14 protein-coding genes, 2 tRNA genes and 2 rRNA genes are annotated in these 18,347 nt (G+C 38.2%); 5 read left to right on the top strand and 13 right to left on the bottom strand.

All coding sequences use genetic code 11. The features are described 5' to 3' along the window. Window positions 1-30: 30 nt before the first annotated feature. The 4 genes from KGI96_RS09285 (at window position 31) to rrf (ending at window position 3,857) form a co-directional block, all read left to right on the top strand. Window positions 31-107, top strand: a tRNA-Ile gene (locus KGI96_RS09285). A 36-nt stretch (window positions 108-143) separates the two neighbouring features. Next, window positions 144-219: transfer RNA gene (locus KGI96_RS09280), tRNA-Ala, on the top strand. A 347-nt stretch (window positions 220-566) separates the two neighbouring features. Then, window positions 567-3,580, top strand: a 23S ribosomal RNA gene (locus tag KGI96_RS09275). Window positions 3,581-3,741: 161 nt separating this feature from the next. Continuing rightward, window positions 3,742-3,857, top strand: a 5S ribosomal RNA gene (gene rrf / locus KGI96_RS09270). A 244-nt stretch (window positions 3,858-4,101) separates the two neighbouring features. On the opposite strand, the gene nagA is transcribed toward rrf, so the two are convergent. The 8 genes from nagA to KGI96_RS09230 all read right to left on the bottom strand — a co-directional run bounded on the left by nagA (window position 4,102) and on the right by KGI96_RS09230 (window position 11,259). Continuing rightward, a complete protein-coding gene (nagA, locus tag KGI96_RS09265; RefSeq protein WP_211599199.1) occupies window positions 4,102-5,217 on the bottom strand; it encodes an N-acetylglucosamine-6-phosphate deacetylase in 1,116 nt (371 codons plus the stop codon). An 18-nt stretch (window positions 5,218-5,235) separates the two neighbouring features. Further along, entirely contained in the window at window positions 5,236-5,664 is a 429-nt protein-coding gene (agaF, locus tag KGI96_RS09260; protein ID WP_211599198.1) for a PTS galactosamine/N-acetylgalactosamine transporter subunit IIA, read from the bottom strand. A 98-nt stretch (window positions 5,665-5,762) separates the two neighbouring features. After that, entirely contained in the window at window positions 5,763-6,677 is a 915-nt protein-coding gene (locus KGI96_RS09255; RefSeq protein WP_211599197.1) for a PTS system mannose/fructose/sorbose family transporter subunit IID, read from the bottom strand. Between the two features lies 1 nt (window position 6,678). Continuing rightward, a complete protein-coding gene (gene agaW / locus KGI96_RS09250) occupies window positions 6,679-7,470 on the bottom strand; it encodes a PTS N-acetylgalactosamine transporter subunit IIC (RefSeq protein ID WP_211599196.1) in 792 nt (263 codons plus the stop codon). 37 nt (window positions 7,471-7,507) lie between these two features. Further along, entirely contained in the window at window positions 7,508-7,981 is a 474-nt protein-coding gene (gene agaV / locus KGI96_RS09245) for a PTS N-acetylgalactosamine transporter subunit IIB (RefSeq protein WP_090921364.1), read from the bottom strand. A gap of 23 nt (window positions 7,982-8,004) precedes the next feature. Further along, complete coding sequence (locus KGI96_RS09240; protein ID WP_211599195.1) at window positions 8,005-9,192, bottom strand: SIS domain-containing protein; 1,188 nt, start codon at window positions 9,190-9,192, stop codon at window positions 8,005-8,007. Window positions 9,193-9,206: 14 nt separating this feature from the next. Then, entirely contained in the window at window positions 9,207-10,487 is a 1,281-nt protein-coding gene (locus tag KGI96_RS09235; protein WP_229577157.1) for a class II D-tagatose-bisphosphate aldolase, non-catalytic subunit, read from the bottom strand. Beyond that, window positions 10,474-11,259: a DeoR/GlpR family DNA-binding transcription regulator gene (locus KGI96_RS09230; protein ID WP_211599194.1), complete on the bottom strand. Its 786-nt coding sequence runs from the start codon at window positions 11,257-11,259 to the stop codon at window positions 10,474-10,476. Before KGI96_RS09230 ends, KGI96_RS09235 begins: the two co-directional genes overlap by 14 nt. Before the next feature lie 168 nt (window positions 11,260-11,427). Here KGI96_RS09230 and KGI96_RS09225 point away from each other — a divergent pair, with 168 nt between their 5' ends. Next, window positions 11,428-11,967: a D-glycero-alpha-D-manno-heptose-1,7-bisphosphate 7-phosphatase gene (locus KGI96_RS09225; protein ID WP_211599193.1), complete on the top strand. Its 540-nt coding sequence runs from the start codon at window positions 11,428-11,430 to the stop codon at window positions 11,965-11,967. 25 nt (window positions 11,968-11,992) lie between these two features. On the opposite strand, the gene nrdG is transcribed toward KGI96_RS09225, so the two are convergent. The 5 genes from nrdG to KGI96_RS09200 all read right to left on the bottom strand — a co-directional run bounded on the left by nrdG (window position 11,993) and on the right by KGI96_RS09200 (window position 18,335). Next, the gene (nrdG, locus tag KGI96_RS09220; RefSeq protein WP_211599192.1) at window positions 11,993-12,466 is read right to left on the bottom strand and encodes an anaerobic ribonucleoside-triphosphate reductase-activating protein; all 474 of its coding nucleotides are present in this window, start codon (window positions 12,464-12,466) and stop codon (window positions 11,993-11,995) included. Between the two features lie 50 nt (window positions 12,467-12,516). After that, on the bottom strand, window positions 12,517-14,643 hold the full coding sequence (gene nrdD, locus KGI96_RS09215; protein ID WP_211599191.1) for an anaerobic ribonucleoside-triphosphate reductase: 2,127 nt from the start codon (window positions 14,641-14,643) through the stop codon (window positions 12,517-12,519). A gap of 304 nt (window positions 14,644-14,947) precedes the next feature. Continuing rightward, window positions 14,948-16,099, bottom strand: coding sequence for a lactaldehyde reductase (gene fucO / locus KGI96_RS09210; RefSeq protein ID WP_211599190.1), 1,152 nt, complete (start codon window positions 16,097-16,099; stop codon window positions 14,948-14,950). A 91-nt stretch (window positions 16,100-16,190) separates the two neighbouring features. Continuing rightward, window positions 16,191-17,240, bottom strand: a complete 1,050-nt coding sequence (locus tag KGI96_RS09205; RefSeq protein ID WP_090919945.1) for an ABC transporter substrate-binding protein — start codon at window positions 17,238-17,240, stop codon at window positions 16,191-16,193. 114 nt (window positions 17,241-17,354) lie between these two features. Next, on the bottom strand, window positions 17,355-18,335 hold the full coding sequence (locus tag KGI96_RS09200) for an ABC transporter permease (RefSeq protein ID WP_211599189.1): 981 nt from the start codon (window positions 18,333-18,335) through the stop codon (window positions 17,355-17,357). Window positions 18,336-18,347: the final 12 nt, after the last annotated feature.

Raw genomic sequence — 18,347 nt, 5'->3', positions numbered from 1 at the left:
GAGACAAAAGAGACAAAAGACATCATTTCTGGGTCTGTAGCTCAGGTGGTTAGAGCGCACCCCTGATAAGGGTGAGGTCGGTGGTTCAAGTCCACTCAGACCCACCACTCATTGAGTGTGGTTAGAAATGATAGTGATGTATTGGGGATATAGCTCAGCTGGGAGAGCGCCTGCCTTGCACGCAGGAGGTCAGCGGTTCGATCCCGCTTATCTCCACCAATTCATCATTGCTAAGTAAATTTATAAGTAATAAATAGTTAGTAAATTTTATATTTATAAGTTGATTTAGCAATGATGAAGCACGTTAAGTGTTTTGTTATATTTGTTCTTTAAAAAATTGGAAACAAGCTGAAAACTGAAGACTTTCAAGTTCAGAAGACAGAGTATGGAAGACAGATGACAGGAATTAAAACTGTAATTTGTTAAAGTGGCTGTTTTTTGAGAAGAAGTCTGAGTAAGAAACTAAAAAATAGTATGTTGAACAAAAGCAACATACGAACTTGAGTTGTTTAATGTAACAACGTTAGGTTTTCTTTGATTTATTTTAAGAATACTTGAGGTTGTATGGTTAAGTGACTAAGCGTACACGGTGGATGCCTTGGCAATCAGAGGCGAAGAAGGACGTGCTAATCTGCGATAAGCTTGGAAGAGTTGATAAGAAACGTGATAATTCCAAGATTTCCGAATGGGGAAACCCAATAGGTGAAGAACCTATTATCAATGACTGAATACATAGGTCATTGAAGCGAACCGGGAGAACTGAAACATCTAAGTACCCCGAGGAAAAGAAATCAACCGAGATTCTGTGAGTAGCGGCGAGCGAAAGTGGAAGAGCCAGTTAGTTTTAGCATTAGTATTAAGAGAATGAGTTGGGAAACTCAATCAAAGAGGGTGATAATCCCGTATCTGAAAATACAATTGTGGAACTAAGCTAACGATAAGTAGGGCGGGACACGTGATATCCTGTTTGAAGATGGGGGGACCATCCTCCAAGGCTAAATACTCCTGATTGACCGATAGTGAACAAGTACTGTGAAGGAAAGGTAAAAAGAACCCCTGCGAGGGGAGTGAAATAGAACCTGAAACCGTGTACGTACAAGCAGTAGGAGCAACTTCGAGTTGTGACTGCGTACCTTTTGTATAATGGGTCAGCGACTTATATTTTGTAGCAAGGTTAACCGAATAGGGGAGCCGTAGGGAAACCGAGTCTTAACTGGGCGTTTAGTTGCAAGGTATAGACCCGAAACCCGGTGATCTAGCCATGGGCAGGTTGAAGGTTGGGTAACACTAACTGGAGGACCGAACCGACTAATGTTGAAAAATTAGCGGATGACTTGTGGCTGGGGGTGAAAGGCCAATCAAACCGGGAGATAGCTGGTTCTCCCCGAAATCTATTTAGGTAGAGCCTTGAGCTGACACCTTTGGGGGTAGAGCACTGTTTCGGCTAGGGGGCCATCCCGGCTTACCAACCCGATGCAAACTCCGAATACCAAAGAGTGATACTCAGGAGACACACGGCGGGTGCTAACGTTCGTCGTGAAGAGGGAAACAACCCAGACCGCCAGCTAAGGTCCCAAAGTCTATATTAAGTGGGAAACGAAGTGGGAAGGCTTAGACAGCTAGGATGTTGGCTTAGAAGCAGCCACCATTTAAAGAAAGCGTAATAGCTCACTAGTCGAGTCGGCCTGCGCGGAAGATGTAACGGGGCTCAAATATAGCACCGAAGCTGCGGCATCAGGCGTATCACAAATACGCCTTATAATTTACGATTGACGGCTTTCACGAAGTGAAAGACGTCCAAGCGTTCCATACGTCGAGTTGGAATAAAGTAAGGATTGAGGAATATTTGTGATACGCCTGTTGGGTAGGGGAGCGTTCTGTAAGCGGATGAAGGTGAATCGAGAGGTTTGCTGGACGTATCAGAAGTGCGAATGCTGACATAAGTAACGATAAAACGAGTGAAAAACTCGTTCGCCGGAAGATCAAGGTTTCCTGTCCAACGTTAATCGGGGCAGGGTGAGTCGACCCCTAAGGCAAGGCTGAAAAGCGTAGTCGATGGGAAACGGGTTAATATTCCCGTACTTGTAATAACTGCGATGTGGGGACGGAGAAGGTTAGGTTATCAGGGTATTGGATATCCCTGTTTAAGCCGGTAGGTGGGAATTCTAGGCAAATCCGGAATTCTGTATAACACCGAGAAGTGATGACGAATCTCTAAGGAGATGAAGTAACTGATACCACGCTTCCAGGAAAAGCCACTAAGCATAGGTTATTATAAATCGTACTGTAAACCGACACAGGTGATCAGGTAGAGAATACTCAGGCGCTTGAGAGAACTCGGGTGAAGGAACTAGGCAAAATAGCACCGTAACTTCGGGAGAAGGTGCGCCGGCGTAGATTGTAGCCCTTTACGGGTGAAGGTTGAACCGGTCGAAGATACCAGCTGGCTGCAACTGTTTATTAAAAACACAGCACTCTGCAAACACGAAAGTGGACGTATAGGGTGTGATGCCTGCCCGGTGCTGGAAGGTTAATTGATGATGTAATCGAAAGAGAAGCTTCTGATAGAAGCCCCAGTAAACGGCGGCCGTAACTATAACGGTCCTAAGGTAGCGAAATTCCTTGTCGGGTAAGTTCCGACCTGCACGAATGGCATAATGATGGCCAGGCTGTCTCCACCCGAGACTCAGTGAAATTGAAATCGCCGTGAAGATGCGGTGTACCCGCGGCTAGACGGAAAGACCCCGTGAACCTTTACTATAGCTTGACACTGAACCTTGAATTTTAATGTGTAGGATAGGTGGGAGACTTAGAAGTAGCAACGCCAGTTGTTATGGAGTCAACCTTGAAATACCACCCTTTAACGTTTGATGTTCTAACGAAGCACCCGAAACGGGTGTTCGGACAGTGTCTGGTGGGTAGTTTGACTGGGGCGGTCTCCTCCCAAAGAGTAACGGAGGAGTACGAAGGTTTGCTAATCACGGTCGGACATCGTGAGGTTAGTACAATGGTATAAGCAAGCTTGACTGCGAGACGGACATGTCGAGCAGGTACGAAAGTAGGTCATAGTGATCCGGTGGTTCTGAATGGAAGGGCCATCGCTCAACGGATAAAAGGTACTCCGGGGATAACAGGCTGATACCGCCCAAGAGTTCATATCGACGGCGGTGTTTGGCACCTCGATGTCGGCTCATCACATCCTGGGGCTGAAGTAGGTCCCAAGGGTATGGCTGTTCGCCATTTAAAGTGGTACGCGAGCTGGGTTTAGAACGTCGTGAGACAGTTCGGTCCCTATCTGCCGTGGGCGTTGGAGAATTGAAAGGGGCTGCTCCTAGTACGAGAGGACCGGAGTGGACGCATCACTGGTGTTCCAGTTGTTTCGCCAGAAGCATTGCTGGGTAGCTACATGCGGAATAGATAAGTGCTGAAAGCATCTAAGCACGAAACTAGCCTTGAGATGAGTTCTCCCAATCTATAAGATTGTAAGGGTTGTTTGAGACTAAGACGTAGATAGGCAGGGTGTGTAAGCGTTGTGAGACGTTGAGCTAACCTGTACTAATTGCCCGAGAGACTTAACCATACAACACTCAAGTGTTTTTGTTTCAGAAGACAGAGGACGGAAGACAGAAGACTGTAAGGTTGGAGTTTGAAGTTTAAGAAAGTTAAAGTAGAAGCTTGTTTTTAATTTAGAGAATATAGAGTTAGTGTTATGTAGAAGTGACATTAACAGAAAAGAATATTCCTGATGGCCATAGTGCAGCGGAACCACCTGATTCCATACCGAACTCAGAAGTGAAAAGTTGTAACGCCGATGGTAGTGTAGGGTCTCCCTATGTGAGAGTAGGACACCATCAGGGTTTTATAAGAAGAAAGAGCCGTAACTAGAAATAGTTACGCCTTTTTTGTATTTAAAAGAAAGTGAAAAATAGGGTATAAAGGACAAAATGGATAGAAATTGAGGCTTGATTTTAAATCAATTTTTGACTATTTTTGGAGATAGGATTCAAGGACAACCCTGAACCCTATTTTTAGAACTTACACAGTTTGTGGGATAGTGTCGTGTAAGTCTCATTTTGCAAATATGTTTAAATATCTGACCGCTTAGTTTGGTAATTCTTGTAAACTTAATTCATCATCTAAGTACAAAATATCACGCATTTCTCGGTTAATAATAGTGGCTAAATCTTCTCGACCAATATGTTTAGCTGGAGTAGTTATTGCCATTGTTAAAACATCAACTACACTTGCTTGCATAAATTTTAGTGCGTTTTTCACATTTTCTTCCATTGTGACGTGTGCACCTGCGAGTGAACCATTTTCATTCACTAATTTATTACCTTGTACAAACACTTTTTGTCCCATTAGATCAAAAGATTCAATGCCTTCTACACCGATAGTGTGCATACTGTCAGTCACAAGGTGTAAACGATCTTTTCCAAGCAATTTATAAGCCGTTTTTAATGAGAATGGATCACTGTGAACACCATCCACGATCACGCCACAATATAAGCCTAATGTGCACGCTGTACCAATTACGGCGGGCTCTCTGCCTTGAAGTGGTGGCATTGCATTATATAAATGTGTTACCCCACTCAAACCCATACTATATGCACGTAACATATCTTCTTTTTGTGCCATTGTATGACCTGCATTTACCTTGAAACCGTGATCAACAAGATGCTTGATAAAGTCAGCAGGGACTTGTTCTGGTGCAACAGTGACTAGGCTATTGCCTAACCCTTCTTTTGCATAACGATCGTAGTCTTCTTTAGTCGGTTTGCGAATATAAGCAGGTTGGTGCGTCCCTTTTTTCTCTAAGCTGATAAAAGGACCTTCAAAATGTCCACCAATTAAGCCGTGTAAATTTTGTTTAATCCCTTCTTGAATAGCGGTCAAACCTTGCTCTAATTTTTCAGGGGTGTCTGTGATAAAAGTGGGTAATATAGCCACTGTACCAAATTTACGGTGTGCTGCTATAATTGTTTTTAAACCTTCAATATTTGGCTCATCATTAAATAGTACGCCACCGCCACCATTTGCTTGTAATTCAACATAACCAGGTGTAAGAATTCCACCTTTTAGTTGAATGATTTTAGCATCTTGAGGAACGTTTTCATTAGGTATAACAGCAATAGTGCGATCACCTTCCACCGCCAAACTATGCCCATATAATAAGTTGTTGCCATCAAATATGGCTGCATTTTGATAGTAAATCATTATTTTTCCATCCGTTAGTTAAATACCGTCATCATCGGTTTGATTATTTTGATTGTTGCTCATTTGTAGTGCAAAACTTGTTATTCCTTGGCGAGCACTATCAATAAGCGTGTTGATACTATCGCTTAAATTATCATAATCATCTCTTTCTAGGCAAGCTTCAATTAACATTTGTGCTGTTGTGCCAGTCACAACTTCACAATTTTTTCGTTGAGCAGCAATCATTGAAGCTTGTCTGAATGGTGTTCCCCCTAGAATATCTGTGAAGAAAATTAATTTTTCACAATTTAATTCTTCAACGGCTTGCTTGAGTAATACACCAAAATCACAACTTCCATCAAAATCTACTGCTTTATAATCTTCTTGCTCACCTGCAACTAATTCTAATGTTGAAGTAATCCCTGTTGCAAAATGCCCGTGTCCACAAACAATAATACCGATAGTCATATTCTGCTCCCGTAATAAAAAGTTTATTTTGTTTAAAATTGAAAAAGGGGAAAAAGATTCTCATCATTTACCCCTTTTTTATTACTTACTCGCTAAGATTAACTCATACGTGTTGCTAATACTGCTGGGTCGATAATATCAACACCGAACATCATTTTCACTAACACTGGAATTAAAGTACAAACTAGACCAAAGACTACAGTGAAAGTTACTAAACGTAATGCACTATCCCCTTTCTTAATACGCCATAAAATCATTAGCGTCCATAATAATGGTAATAGCTTAGGCATAATTGGATCAATTAAGTCGCCTTGTAAAGTATATATATAAGGTTTTTCAACCCCTGGTACATGGCGAATCATTTGTAATCCAGCTTCTAAGCGAACATAACTTGCTGTCATCGCACCGATTACGGTTAACCCCACAATGGACGCTGCGTGACCAAGCCGTTTGGTTTGCTCTTTCAGGTTAGCAATGGCTGAAACCCCCATTTTATAACCATAGCTTGCTAAACCAAAACGTAAACCGAAGTGTACAAGGTTAAATGCCACTAAGAAGAAAATAGGACCAAGCCAAGAACCATTTAGTGAGAAGGAAGCCCCCACACCACCACAGATAGAAAGTAAGGTTAACCAGAATACCGCATCACCGATACCACCACCTGGTCCCATTGTTGAGATTTTAATTGCACGAATCGTTGAAACACGTTCTTTTGATTCTTCCATTGCAAGTACAAGACCAGAAATAAAGGTTACTAAGAATGGATGAGTATTAAAGAACTCAAGGTGCATTCCCATTGATTTTTTCAAGTCTTCTTCATTTTTATGAATTTTGCGTAAACTTGGTAAAATAGTATATAACCAACCATTTGCTTGCATACGCTCATAGTTAAAACTTGCTTGTAAGAATAGTGAACGCCAAGCCATTTTAGAAATATCTTTGTTAGTAATGACTTTTTGTTTAGTTTGATCTTCATAAACATCTGGATCAACAGTTTTATTCATATCTGTCATCTTAAATTCCCTCTTCTTCAGTTTCAGTTGAATGACCACCTTCTGCTGGTGCATCTCCACGGATAAAGAATTCGATTAATGCGAATACTAAACCAATTAGTGCAATTGCAAGCAATGGCTGTTTGAAGTATGCTGACAATAAGAAACCTAAGATGAAATAAGCAACATATTGTTTTTTAAGCATAATATTCAATAAGATACCAAAACCGATAGCTGGCATTAAACCACCTGCAAAACCTAAACCATCAGTTACCCATTTAGGAATTAATTTAACAAAACCTTGTGCTGCTTCTGCTCCAAAATAAATTACTGCAAAAGCAATAATTGAGTAGAAGAAGAACAAGATTGTCATACCTAAATAGTTAAGGTTTGCAATACCCGCAAAGTTAAGATTTTTTGCATAACGATCCGCCACACTCATTAATGGTGAATAAACGGTAAACAATAAAGTGATACAGATTTGTACAAAGATAGCAAATGGTACAGCAACTAAAATTGCTTGTTCTGCTGTTTGCCCTGTTACAAGAGCAAATGCAGTACCAATAATACCACCAAGTACCACGTTAGGTGGCTGAGCTCCTGCAAGAGGAACAAGTCCCATCCACATTAATTCAAAGGTTGCACCAGCAACTAAACCTGCTTCTGGTTTACCTAGAATTAGACCCACAATTGGACCTGTAATAATTGGACGGTGGATATGTGTAAGTACGTTAAATAAATCGATACCCGCAATACCTGCAAAAATCGCTATCAGTAAAGCTTGCATCAAACTGACGTCAGTAACAACTTCCATAGCATTCTCCTAATTAAAAGTTAAGATTAAGTTAAAATTAAAGTAATGACAAAATGTCTTTTTTAGCATCGGCAGGAATACCTTGAATAGTACAAGGAATACCCTTTTCCACCAGTGCCTTAAAGCAACGAATATCGTCTTCTGTCACACTAATGGTTTTATCGATTTGTTTTTTGCCTTCAGCAAAGTGAAGATTACCCACATTTACTGCAGTAATTGGAACACCTCCCTCTACTAAGGCTAATACTGTTTGTGGTGTACGACAAACAAGAAATATTTTTTGTTTTGGTGATGCTTTATGAATCACGTCAATAGTCTTTTGAACACTAAAGTAACGAGATTGCACACCATCAGCTAACACCATATCCATTAAATTTTGTTGCACCTTATCTTCTGCAAGAATATCATCTGCAACAAGTACTAAATTAGCCCCTAACCAGCTTGTCCAAGTCATTCCAACTTGTCCATGAACAAGACGGTTGTCAATTCTAGTTGCTAAAATATTTGGCATTATCGACCTCCTTTTGTTATTTATTATTTGAATTCGTACAATGTAACACCTTGAACTACTCGATTCACCTCTCCAGTTGGGCAAGGATTATCTGGTGAAATATCAAAGGTAACACTTAATGTTAAGCCGATAATTTGAGATACTAATACACCAAGTGGTGCAAGTAATACATCATCAGCATCAACCAAATTATCTGGTAAAACAATCAACTCAAGCGGTGAGTTGTGACCAAATTTTTGCAATAATTGATCTGCAATACGTTGTGTTGCAATCACTATCACTTGCTTACATTTGTTGTCTGAAAGCAATTCAATTGCAATATCACGGTCAAAACGTGAGGTGTATTCATTATTACTAACAAAAACACAAGCTGTAGTGGTTTCATCAACAATAGATTTAGGACCGTGTCTAAAGCCAAGAGAAGTTTCAGTAAGGGTGACAACTTTTCCACCTGTCATTTCTAAAGCTTTTAATGCAGACTCTTTTGCTGCACCAAATAAGGTATTAGAACCTAAATAAACTAAACGTTCTGAAGTTGGAATTTTTTGCAAAAAGTCTGAAGAAAGTAACCGCTTACACCAGTCTTCTGCACAATCTGCTACCAAATTTAAATCAGCTAACGGACGACCTGCAGCACGGTTGACTAATTGGAATGTAAATAACAACATTGTTGAGAAACTTGATGTCATTACAAAACTTTTATCGTGGGTTTCTGGTGGCATTAAACAAACGTGGTTGTGGCTATCATTACGTTTTGCTAATTCACCATTTGGGTTACAAGTCACGTTTATTTGATGCACTTTCGGTGCAAGTTGCGATACTTTATCTGCGGTATCTACACTTTCTGCACTATTGCCTGAACGACCAAATGCAAAAACAATCCCTTCACTTTCTGAATCAAAATAATAGTTAGGACGACTTACAATATCCGTAGTAGGAACAGAGCGGACTCGTGCTTTGGCAAATTGCTGAATAGCATCTGCTAATACATCACCCACATAAGCTGAGGTTCCCGCACCGCAGAATGTTATGTAAGCGGTAGGATTGTTTAAGGTTTTTGCAATAAGTTGATATAACGCAGGATCTTGCTGATCTAACAAGTCCTTGATTTGTCGCCAACAATTTGGTTGTTGAGCCACCTCGTCGATGGTGTATTGAGCACCATCGAGTTTTAATTCATATAAATTGCTATTTAATGTTTTATAATCCATTGTTCTTAGCTCCCTTAAATTTTAGCTGCTTCATAGTATGGCAAGAGTGCCAACTGAATATGAAAATGTACTAAATCTTCAAATTTCCCTTTAATTTTACCTTCACGTACGGCATCAAATTCCGCAGGCATATATTGTTTTAATAAACCTAATGGAATGGTTTTTCCCGCAAAGGCAGTTTTCATTTCACTGATAACTTGTTGTAATTTTGGTTCTGGTAAGTAGTAACGGCAACGATCCGATAAGCTGTATGCACGAGCGATACGTTGTTCTTGTTCATTACCTAAATAATATTTTTTCCAATATTTTGGTTTTTCCATCATTATTTCTTCAAGGATTGCTTTAAATGAAGATACTCCTAATTGCATATCTTGTGCGATATGATCAAGAGCAAAATAAGCCTCACGCAATGCAAAAGTTAACGCTGGCCCTACTTTTAAAATCGCAAAGTGATCACGCACTAAATGTTGGAAAGCAAGCGGTTTTTGGTAGTCAGTCGAATGTGCTTCAAAGGTTGCATTAGGGAATTCATTTGCCAGAGCTGATAATTTGTCCGCTTTTTCAGGTGTATAATCCACTACACTATGATGATCAAATTCAACCCCTGGTTGCACTACTAAGCCAACTATTCTTGACCATACATCGCCTAAACCGTGTTTTTCAAAAATGGCTTTATGAACTTGATAAGTGGTGCGAGCTGCTTCTGGTGTAGTTGGGGTAACAACATCTAAATCTTCTTGTGCACCACCTGGAACTGGAACTTCGGTACCAATAATATAAACAATATCGTGTGGCTGATTGGTTGCTTTTGCAGTGTCTTCTGCAATTTTACATAGGCGAGCCGCACGCTCTGCCACAATTTCATCGGTTAAAGGAACAGGATCATCAGAGCAAGACATACTGCAATCTAAGTGAATTTTTTGATACCCTGCACTTACGTAATGACGAATTAATTCTTCTGAATGATTCATCGCAGTAACACTATCTAAATCTTGCCACGCATTAGGACCTAGATGATCGCCACCTAACACAAGTTTTTCATCTGATAGGTTATTCTCTTTTAAGAGTTTTTTCACATAAGCAACAAATTCAACAGGTTTCATTCCTGTATAGCCACCAAATTGATCCACTTGGTTTGATGTGGATTCAACAAGCAATAAATCTTGATACTGCTCAGCTAATTTTGCAGCGGCAATAATTACATCAGGATTTGCACTGCATACAGAAACCACTCCACCTTTACCTGTGGCTTTGTGGTCGTTGATACGTTGTTGAATTGGATTAACATTCATCATTTTCTACCTCAAAAAGTTGTACATTATTTTGTTTCAGAATAGTACGAAATTCTTCGGAGACCCCTTTTTCTGTTACTATTCCAGTAATATCTTCAAAGTTCATAAAAGAAGCAAAGGCACATTGACCAAATTTAGAGAGATCCGCCAAAACATAAACTTCTTTGGCTTGCTGTGCCATTAGTCGTGTTAATTGTGCATTAGCAGTGTCTGTAGTAGAAAAACCTGCATCCAAATCAATACCATTTGTACCAATAAAAGCTTTAGTAAAATGACATTTGGATAACATATCGCAAGCCACAGATCCTTCAAAAGCCATAATGTTGGAATTTAATCTGCCCCCTAAAGAATAAACACTTGTTTGTTTATGCTGGGCTAAAATAGCTAAATATTCAACTCCATTTACCATTACTGTCATCGGCGTATCGGGTAATTTTTCCACTAATGCCAAAGTAGTTGAACCAGAATCAATCACAATAGAATCAATATTTGGATCAATAAGCTTTGTTGCTACAAATTTTCCAATTACTTGTTTTGCTTTTGTATGTATTGTTGTTCTCTTTTCCATACTAGCAGACAAGAAATATCTTTGATTAATAACAGCTCCACCGTGTTGTTTGCTTAAATATCCTTCAGCATCTAATTGTTTAAGATCACGGTGAATCGTCATAACCGAAACACCAAATAACTCCGCAAGTTGTATTGGAGAAGACATAACACCTTGTCGTAAATAATTTAAAATTTCTGCTCTACGTTGTACAGGTAATTTTTTCATTTTTATGCCAATTATAATAACGAGTGTTAAAATTTTTAAAAAAACTAATTTGTGTGTTTTATGACTACAATATAAATAAAAAAAACACTATTTTCAACAAAAAATATCATTTTTGTGATACAATTGACAAAAAATAATGTTATTAAATGTTAAAGAGTGAGATTTGTTATGAAATTAATCATTTTAGACCGTGATGGTGTTATTAATAAAGAGCTAAAATGGGTAGAAAATCCTGATGAATTTGAATTTATTGATGGAGTAATTGAAGCAATAGCAAACTTCAAAAAAGCAGGCTACATCACAGCGATTGCTACTAATCAATCACATATTGATCGTGGACGTTTTACTGTCGCTGATTTAAATGCCATTCACGATAAAATGCTGAAAGAATTACGTGCGAATGGGGGCGATATTGATAAAATCGTTTATTGTCCGAGTTTTGACAATAACGATCCTCGCCGTAAACCAAATCCAGGAATGCTATTAGAATTGTTAGCTCATTTTAATGTTGAGCCAAATGAAGCGGTGTTTATTGGCGATTATGAACGAGATATGCAAGCAGGTTATGATGCGGGTTGTCGTTTAATTTTAGTAGAAAATAAACACGGAGAAGGTGAATATCACAATATGCCCGATCATTTAAAAGAAAAAACAACTTTTGTTAAATCACTATTAGAAGCTAGTGAAGTGATTGAAAATTGGGATTAGTTTGAATTTTAAGACAATTTATTATTTAATGACTATCATTAAAACGATAAATAACTTGATTAGCTGATCCTCGCCAAATTAGGCTTGGATCGGCTTGATCTTGAATAAATTTACCATCAATCAGTACATCAATATAGGGTAACATTTGACGCTGATAATCATCTAACTCTGCTAATTGATAGCCTGTCCAAACCCAAATGTCCTTACCTTTACATTCTGCTTTGACACGTTTTACCAAAGGTAATAAGGTTTCAATATTTCTTGGATGTAAGGGGTCGCCACCAGAAAGGGTTAAGCCTTGTCGTTTAATCCGAGTATCATTGAGATCGTTGATAATTTGCTGTGCCATTGTCTCATCAAACAAAATGCCAGCATCAAAAGACCAGCTTTTTTGGTTGTAACACCCTTTGCAATAGTGCGTGCAACCACTAACAAAAAGGGTACATCTTGTCCCCTCTCCATTTACCACATCAATGGGATAATATTGTAAATAATTCATTTTTTACTTAATATTTTTCTTAAAACAAGCGGTCACATTGTTGATAAAATTTACAAATGTTTCACTCGACGTTTCACTTCTTCTTGCTTGCCTGCATTAAATGGACGTGCATCAGGGCTACCCAAATAACCACAAACTCGGCGAGTGACCGAAACTTTATTGCTATCGTGGTTGCCACATTTAGGGCAAGTGAACCCTTTGCTGGTACACTCAAATTCGCCACTAAATCCACATTCATAGCATTCATCAATTGGCGTATTCGTGCCGTAGTAAGGCACTCGGTCGTAGCTGTAATCCCACACATCTTCTAATGCTTTTAGGTTATGCTGAATATTTGGGTATTCGCCATAACAAATAAAACCACCACTTGCGAGGGCTGGATAAGGCATTTCAAAATCTAATTTATCGTATGGATTGACTTTCTTTTCAACATCTAAATGATAGCTGTTGGTGTAGTAACCTTTATCCGTTACCCCTTTAATAACACCAAATTGTTTGGCATCTAAACGACAGAAGCGGTCACATAAATTTTCACTTGGTGTGGAATATAAACTAAATGCGTAGCCCGTTTCCTCTTTCCATTGTTTGGTTGCATTACTTAAATATTCCACGATTTTTAAGCCTTTTTGACGTAATCTTTCATCGTCATAAATATGGGTGTCGCCATACAATGCGTTGATGGTCTCAAAAATGCCGATATAGCCCAAAGAAATGGATGCTCTACCATTTTTAAATAATTGGGCAACATTATCTTCTGCTTTTAAACGTACGCCACACGCCCCTTCCATATATAAAATTGGGGCAACACGCGCTTTGGTATTTTCAAGACGAGCAATGCGAGTCATTAGTGCTTTTTTGGCAATATTTAATCGCTTATCAAGTAGCTCAAAAAATGTAGTTTCATTCCGTTTAGACTCTAACGCAATACGAGGTAAGTTAATGCTAACCACACCTAAATTATTGCGTCCATCGTGAATTTGCTCGCCGTTTTCTTCATAAAAATTTAAGAAACTACGACAACCCATTGGGGCTTTAAATGAGCCTGTGATTTCAATCAATTTATCATAATTGAGAATATCAGGGTACATTCGTTTAGAGGCACATTCTAAGGCGAGTTTTTTGATATCATAATTTGGATCGCCATTTTCAAGGTTTAAACCACGTTTTAAGGTAAAAACTAATTTAGGAAAAATCGGTGTTTTATGATTTGTACCTAAGCCACGAATACGATTTTTCAAAATAGATTTTTGAATTAAACGAGCTTGCCAGCTTGTTCCTAACCCAAAACCTAAAGTGACAAAAGGCGTCTGACCATTTGCGGTGTGTAGTGTATTGATTTCATATTCAAGGGACTGAAATGCGTCAAAACACTCTTTTTCAATTAAAGTATCAGCATAACCTTGTGGATTAGGAATTTGCCATTCTTGGGCGATTTTCAAGAGTTTCTGATAGCTTTTTTCCACATAAGGGGCAAGCACTTCATCAATACGATTGATGGTTGTTCCACCGTAAATGTGGCTCGCTACTTGGGCAATGATTTGGGCGGTAATCGCCGTTGCCGTCCCGATTGAACGAGGCGTATCAATTTCAGAATTACCCATTTTAAAGCCATTTTCTAGCATTCCTTTTAGATCAACCAGCATACAGTTGAACATTGGGAAAAATGGCGAGTAATCTAAATCGTGGTAGTGAATTTCGCCACTATTGTGAGCATTGACCACATCACGAGGCAAAATATAACGTTGTGCATAATGCTTAGCCACGATACCCGCTAATAAATCACGTTGGGTTGGAATAATTTTTGCATCTTTGTTGGCATTTTCATTGAGTACTGCAATGTTGGTTTGATCGATTAGCCCTTCAATTTCTTTCATTAAAAAGGAGCATTTTTCACGAGCGATATCTCTATCGTGGCGATATTCAATATAAGCACGAGCAACCTGAGGGTAACAACTTTGCATTAGATGATCTTCAACAATACTTTGAATACTATTGATATCAATCCCTTGCTGATAATCATTGATAATTTTACTGCTAATTTGCTGGCTAATGCTTAAACAATAATGTTCATCATCAATACCCACAGATCTGGTTGCATTTTTTATTGCTGTAATAATACGTGTGATATCAAATTCTGTCAGAGAGCCATCACGTTTTGTAACTAAAAATTTACCCATTTTCACCTCAATGCACAAACTTAAAGGGTTAATATATACTAACAACGATTATCATTTCAAGAGAGAGTAGTGATAATTTTCGTTTGTTTTTTTGATCAACTAATGGTGATCTTGATTAAATCTATAATATAAAGAAGTGTAAATAAATGTAAATGTTTGCGTCTGAAAATTTATCTAAATAAGCGGTGACTTTATTTTATTTTTTTGCAAAAAGTCCTTCAAAACCTTAAATATAAGGATTTAAAGGACTTTTAAGTAGTCTTTTATATATTCCTACTGTGATATAATCACTTATAAAAGAATATTAGAACGCAATTTTGTACACTTCTAAAATTTCTTCTGCGGTACAATCTCTTGGATTTCCTCCTGTACATACATCGTTAAAGGCATCAACGGAAAGTGCAGGTAAATCTTCTTCTTTCACATCAATCATTGAAAGTTTTTCTGGGATACCGACATCTTTTGCCAGTTGTTTTACTGCTTCAACTGCCGCATTGCGATATTCAGCTTGCGACATTTCATCAACGCCTTTCACTCCCATTGCACGAGCAATTTCACGGTATTTTTCACCCGTGTAATCTTTGTTAAATTCCATTACATAAGGTAATAATACAGCGTTTGCAATACCGTGTGGAGTGTCATAATAGGCTGAAAGTGGGTGTGCCATTGAGTGAACCACACCTAAACCTACGTTAGAGAAGCCCATTCCAGCAACATATTGCCCTAATGCCATTCCTTCACGTCCTTCTGGTTCGCCATTTACAGAACCACGTAATGAACGAGAAATTAATTCAATCGCTTTTAAATGTAATGCGTCAGTTAACTCCCACGCTGCTTTGGTGATGTAACCTTCAATGGCGTGTGTTAATGCATCCATACCTGTTGCAGCGGTTAAGCCTTTTGGCATACTTGCCATCATATCAGGGTCAACAATTGCAACCGCTGGAATATCATTTACATCAACACAAACAAATTTACGTTTTTTAGCTTCATCTGTAATTACATAGTTAATGGTAACTTCTGCTGCTGTACCTGCTGTTGTTGCAACAGCAATCACTGGTACACATTTTTTCTTGGTTGGAGCAACACCTTCAAGGGAAAGTACATCGCTAAATTCAGGGTTATTGATGATAATTCCGATTGCTTTTGAGCTATCGATAGGCGAACCCCCACCAATTGCAATTAAATAATCTGCACCTGCTTGTTTAAATTTCTCAACACCACGTTTGATAATATCAACACTTGGGTTTGCTTTTACTTCATCAAAAATTTCATACGCAAGACCTGCTTCATCTAAAAGAGAGGTTACTTTACTTGCGACGTTAAATTTAATGAGATCTTTGTCTGTTACAACAAGTGCTTTTTTGAAACCACGAGCCTTTGCTTCTACGACAATATTTTGGATTGCACCTTTACCGTGATAGCTGGTCTCATTTAAAATCATACGATTTGCCATAATAACTCCTAAAAATATAAAATATTTTATAATTTTAAAAATAAGCTAAAACCCACTTTCGTGAATTTTAGCTTTCTTTTATAAGGTAATCTTACTCATATAAACAAGGTTTGATATCTGCATCATCCATATTTGTAGAGTTATACCATTTAGCACCAGTATCTACATCTTTCACTGCTTTGCCGTGAGATGCATCATAAGCTAATTTAACTGCTTTATAACCAATTTGTACTGGATCTTGAGTGATTGAACCTGCAAATAGTCCAGCTCTTACGGCATCAAGTTGTTTTTTACCTGCATCAAAACCTACTGCAACGACTTTACCTTTACCAATTTTTTCTAGGCCTTCATTAGCAGTGATAATTGCATTTGCTGCAAATTCATTTGAACCATAAATTGCAATTAGATCTTCTTTTTCAAGAAGTGCTGAAGCAACAGCTGCTGCATCCACATCTTTAACTTCTGCTGGAATACCAATATCAACGATTACTTTCGCTTTATCATTCTCATTTCTAAGTGCATCATGTCCTTCAATTGAAACATTATTTTTGCCAACTAACTTAACTACTTCATCAACAAAACCTTTTGTTCTTGATTTAACAGACTCACCATTCCAATCTTGTGTTACAACACCAATTCTCACAGGCTCTTTCGCTGCTTTGATTTTTGGTTCGATAAGTTTAAATAATTCAGTTGCAGCTAATGCACCTGCAGCATAGTTATCTGTTGAAGCATTTGCTTTAATCGCGCCTTCTGGTGCATTAGGAACACCTGAGTCAAAACCAATGATAGGAATACCTTCATCTTGTGCCTCAGAAATAGCACCTAATGACGCATTGGTATCAAGAGCAGCAAGACAGATAGCATCTGGTTTTCCTGCTATTGCAGTATTTAAATATTCTAATTGTTGCGCAATATTAGATTCTGTATCTGGACCTTGGAATGTTACTTCTATCCCTAATTCTTTTGCTGCTTTGTTAGAACCTAATTCAACAGCTTTCCAGAATTGATGTTGGAAACCTTTCGCAATCACATCAATATGTGTTTTTTTAGCATTATCTGCCATTGCATTTGTTGCTAAACCCGCAGCTAATACACAAGAAGTTAAAACACTCGCTAACATTTTTCTAGATTTAATCATTTTGATTTCCTCATTAATTAAGTTTTAGTTTACATATACTAGTTAGAAATTAGTAAATACCTTAGTTGATTTAAATATGTTCCCCCTCCTTTTCAAATATGTGAGTGATAAAAGTTATTTGTTACGTTTTCTATTGAGAATATCCATATATACAGCGAATACTAGAATTATACCTGTAATAAATAGCTGGTAATGAGATTGTACACCGATATATGGGAAACCTATTTTTAACACTGTCATAATAAATACACCAATAATGGTACCGAATATCGAACCGATACCACCAGCAAGTGATGTTCCTCCAATGACGACAGCTGCGATAGCATCAAGTTCAAATCCATTACCTGTATTTGGCTGAGCTGTGGTAAATACAGCAACATAAGCAATACCCGCAAGTGCTGCAAAGAAACCTGAAATTACATAAGCATAGATTTCATATTTTGCAATGTTGATACCTGAAAGTCTTGTTGCTTCTTTATTTGAGCCGATAGAGAGTATATATCTACCGATTTTGGTTTTATTTAGTATAATTTCCATAATAATACAAGCAACTGCAATCAATATAAATCCAGTCGGAAAGTGTTTTGGTAGAAATGAATCTTTAGCAGTAATCATAAAAAATTCTCGATACCAAGCTCCATCTGAGTGACCTTGTGGGAAAGAGATTGATCTTGTTTGTGATACAATCGATCCAAGCCCACGAGATAGCATCATTGTTCCTAGTGTGGCAATAAAGGAAGGTATCCCCAGTTTAGAAACCATCAATCCATTCACTAAACCAAATAGGATCCCAGTTAAGAGAATTGCAAAGATAACAAAGATCATTGGCAATCCTTGTTGCATCAATGTACCACCAATCAGGGCCGAACAAATTGCAACAGTACCAATGGATAAATCAATTCCCCCTGTGGCAATAACAAAGGTCACCCCTATCGCCATAAAACCTACATAATAAGCAGATTTAGATACATTAGTAAATGTAGATATTTGCATAAACTTAGGTGTAATAAGAGCAAATACGATACAAATAACGATAAGTGCAATAAACACTACAGTTTGTTGGTTGGAAAAAACTTTTTTTAATTTAGTAAGCATTGTCTCTCTCCT

It is taken from the genome of Phocoenobacter atlanticus subsp. cyclopteri (assembly GCF_018343795.1).
In the GTDB taxonomy this organism is placed as follows: Bacteria; Pseudomonadota; Gammaproteobacteria; order Enterobacterales; family Pasteurellaceae; genus Phocoenobacter; species Phocoenobacter atlanticus.
Note: the sequence above shows the minus strand (reverse complement) of the source record. Positions and strands in the feature narration are given on the sequence as shown.

Excerpts from the sequence above, each read along its gene's own strand:
- nagA (WP_211599199.1), bottom strand. The coding sequence starts at position 5,217 with ATGATTTACTATCAAAATGCAGCCATATTTGATGGCAACAACTTATTA.
- agaF (WP_211599198.1), bottom strand. The coding sequence starts at position 5,664 with ATGACTATCGGTATTATTGTTTGTGGACACGGGCATTTTGCAACAGGG.
- KGI96_RS09255 (WP_211599197.1), bottom strand. The coding sequence starts at position 6,677 with ATGACAGATATGAATAAAACTGTTGATCCAGATGTTTATGAAGATCAA.
- agaW (WP_211599196.1), bottom strand. The coding sequence starts at position 7,470 with ATGGAAGTTGTTACTGACGTCAGTTTGATGCAAGCTTTACTGATAGCG.
- agaV (WP_090921364.1), bottom strand. The coding sequence starts at position 7,981 with ATGCCAAATATTTTAGCAACTAGAATTGACAACCGTCTTGTTCATGGA.
- KGI96_RS09240 (WP_211599195.1), bottom strand. The coding sequence starts at position 9,192 with ATGGATTATAAAACATTAAATAGCAATTTATATGAATTAAAACTCGAT.
- KGI96_RS09235 (WP_229577157.1), bottom strand. The coding sequence starts at position 10,487 with ATGATGAATGTTAATCCAATTCAACAACGTATCAACGACCACAAAGCC.
- KGI96_RS09230 (WP_211599194.1), bottom strand. The coding sequence starts at position 11,259 with ATGAAAAAATTACCTGTACAACGTAGAGCAGAAATTTTAAATTATTTA.
- KGI96_RS09225 (WP_211599193.1), top strand. The coding sequence starts at position 11,428 with ATGAAATTAATCATTTTAGACCGTGATGGTGTTATTAATAAAGAGCTA.
- nrdG (WP_211599192.1), bottom strand. The coding sequence starts at position 12,466 with ATGAATTATTTACAATATTATCCCATTGATGTGGTAAATGGAGAGGGG.
- nrdD (WP_211599191.1), bottom strand. The coding sequence starts at position 14,643 with ATGGGTAAATTTTTAGTTACAAAACGTGATGGCTCTCTGACAGAATTT.
- fucO (WP_211599190.1), bottom strand. The coding sequence starts at position 16,099 with ATGGCAAATCGTATGATTTTAAATGAGACCAGCTATCACGGTAAAGGT.
- KGI96_RS09205 (WP_090919945.1), bottom strand. The coding sequence starts at position 17,240 with ATGATTAAATCTAGAAAAATGTTAGCGAGTGTTTTAACTTCTTGTGTA.
- KGI96_RS09200 (WP_211599189.1), bottom strand. The coding sequence starts at position 18,335 with ATGCTTACTAAATTAAAAAAAGTTTTTTCCAACCAACAAACTGTAGTG.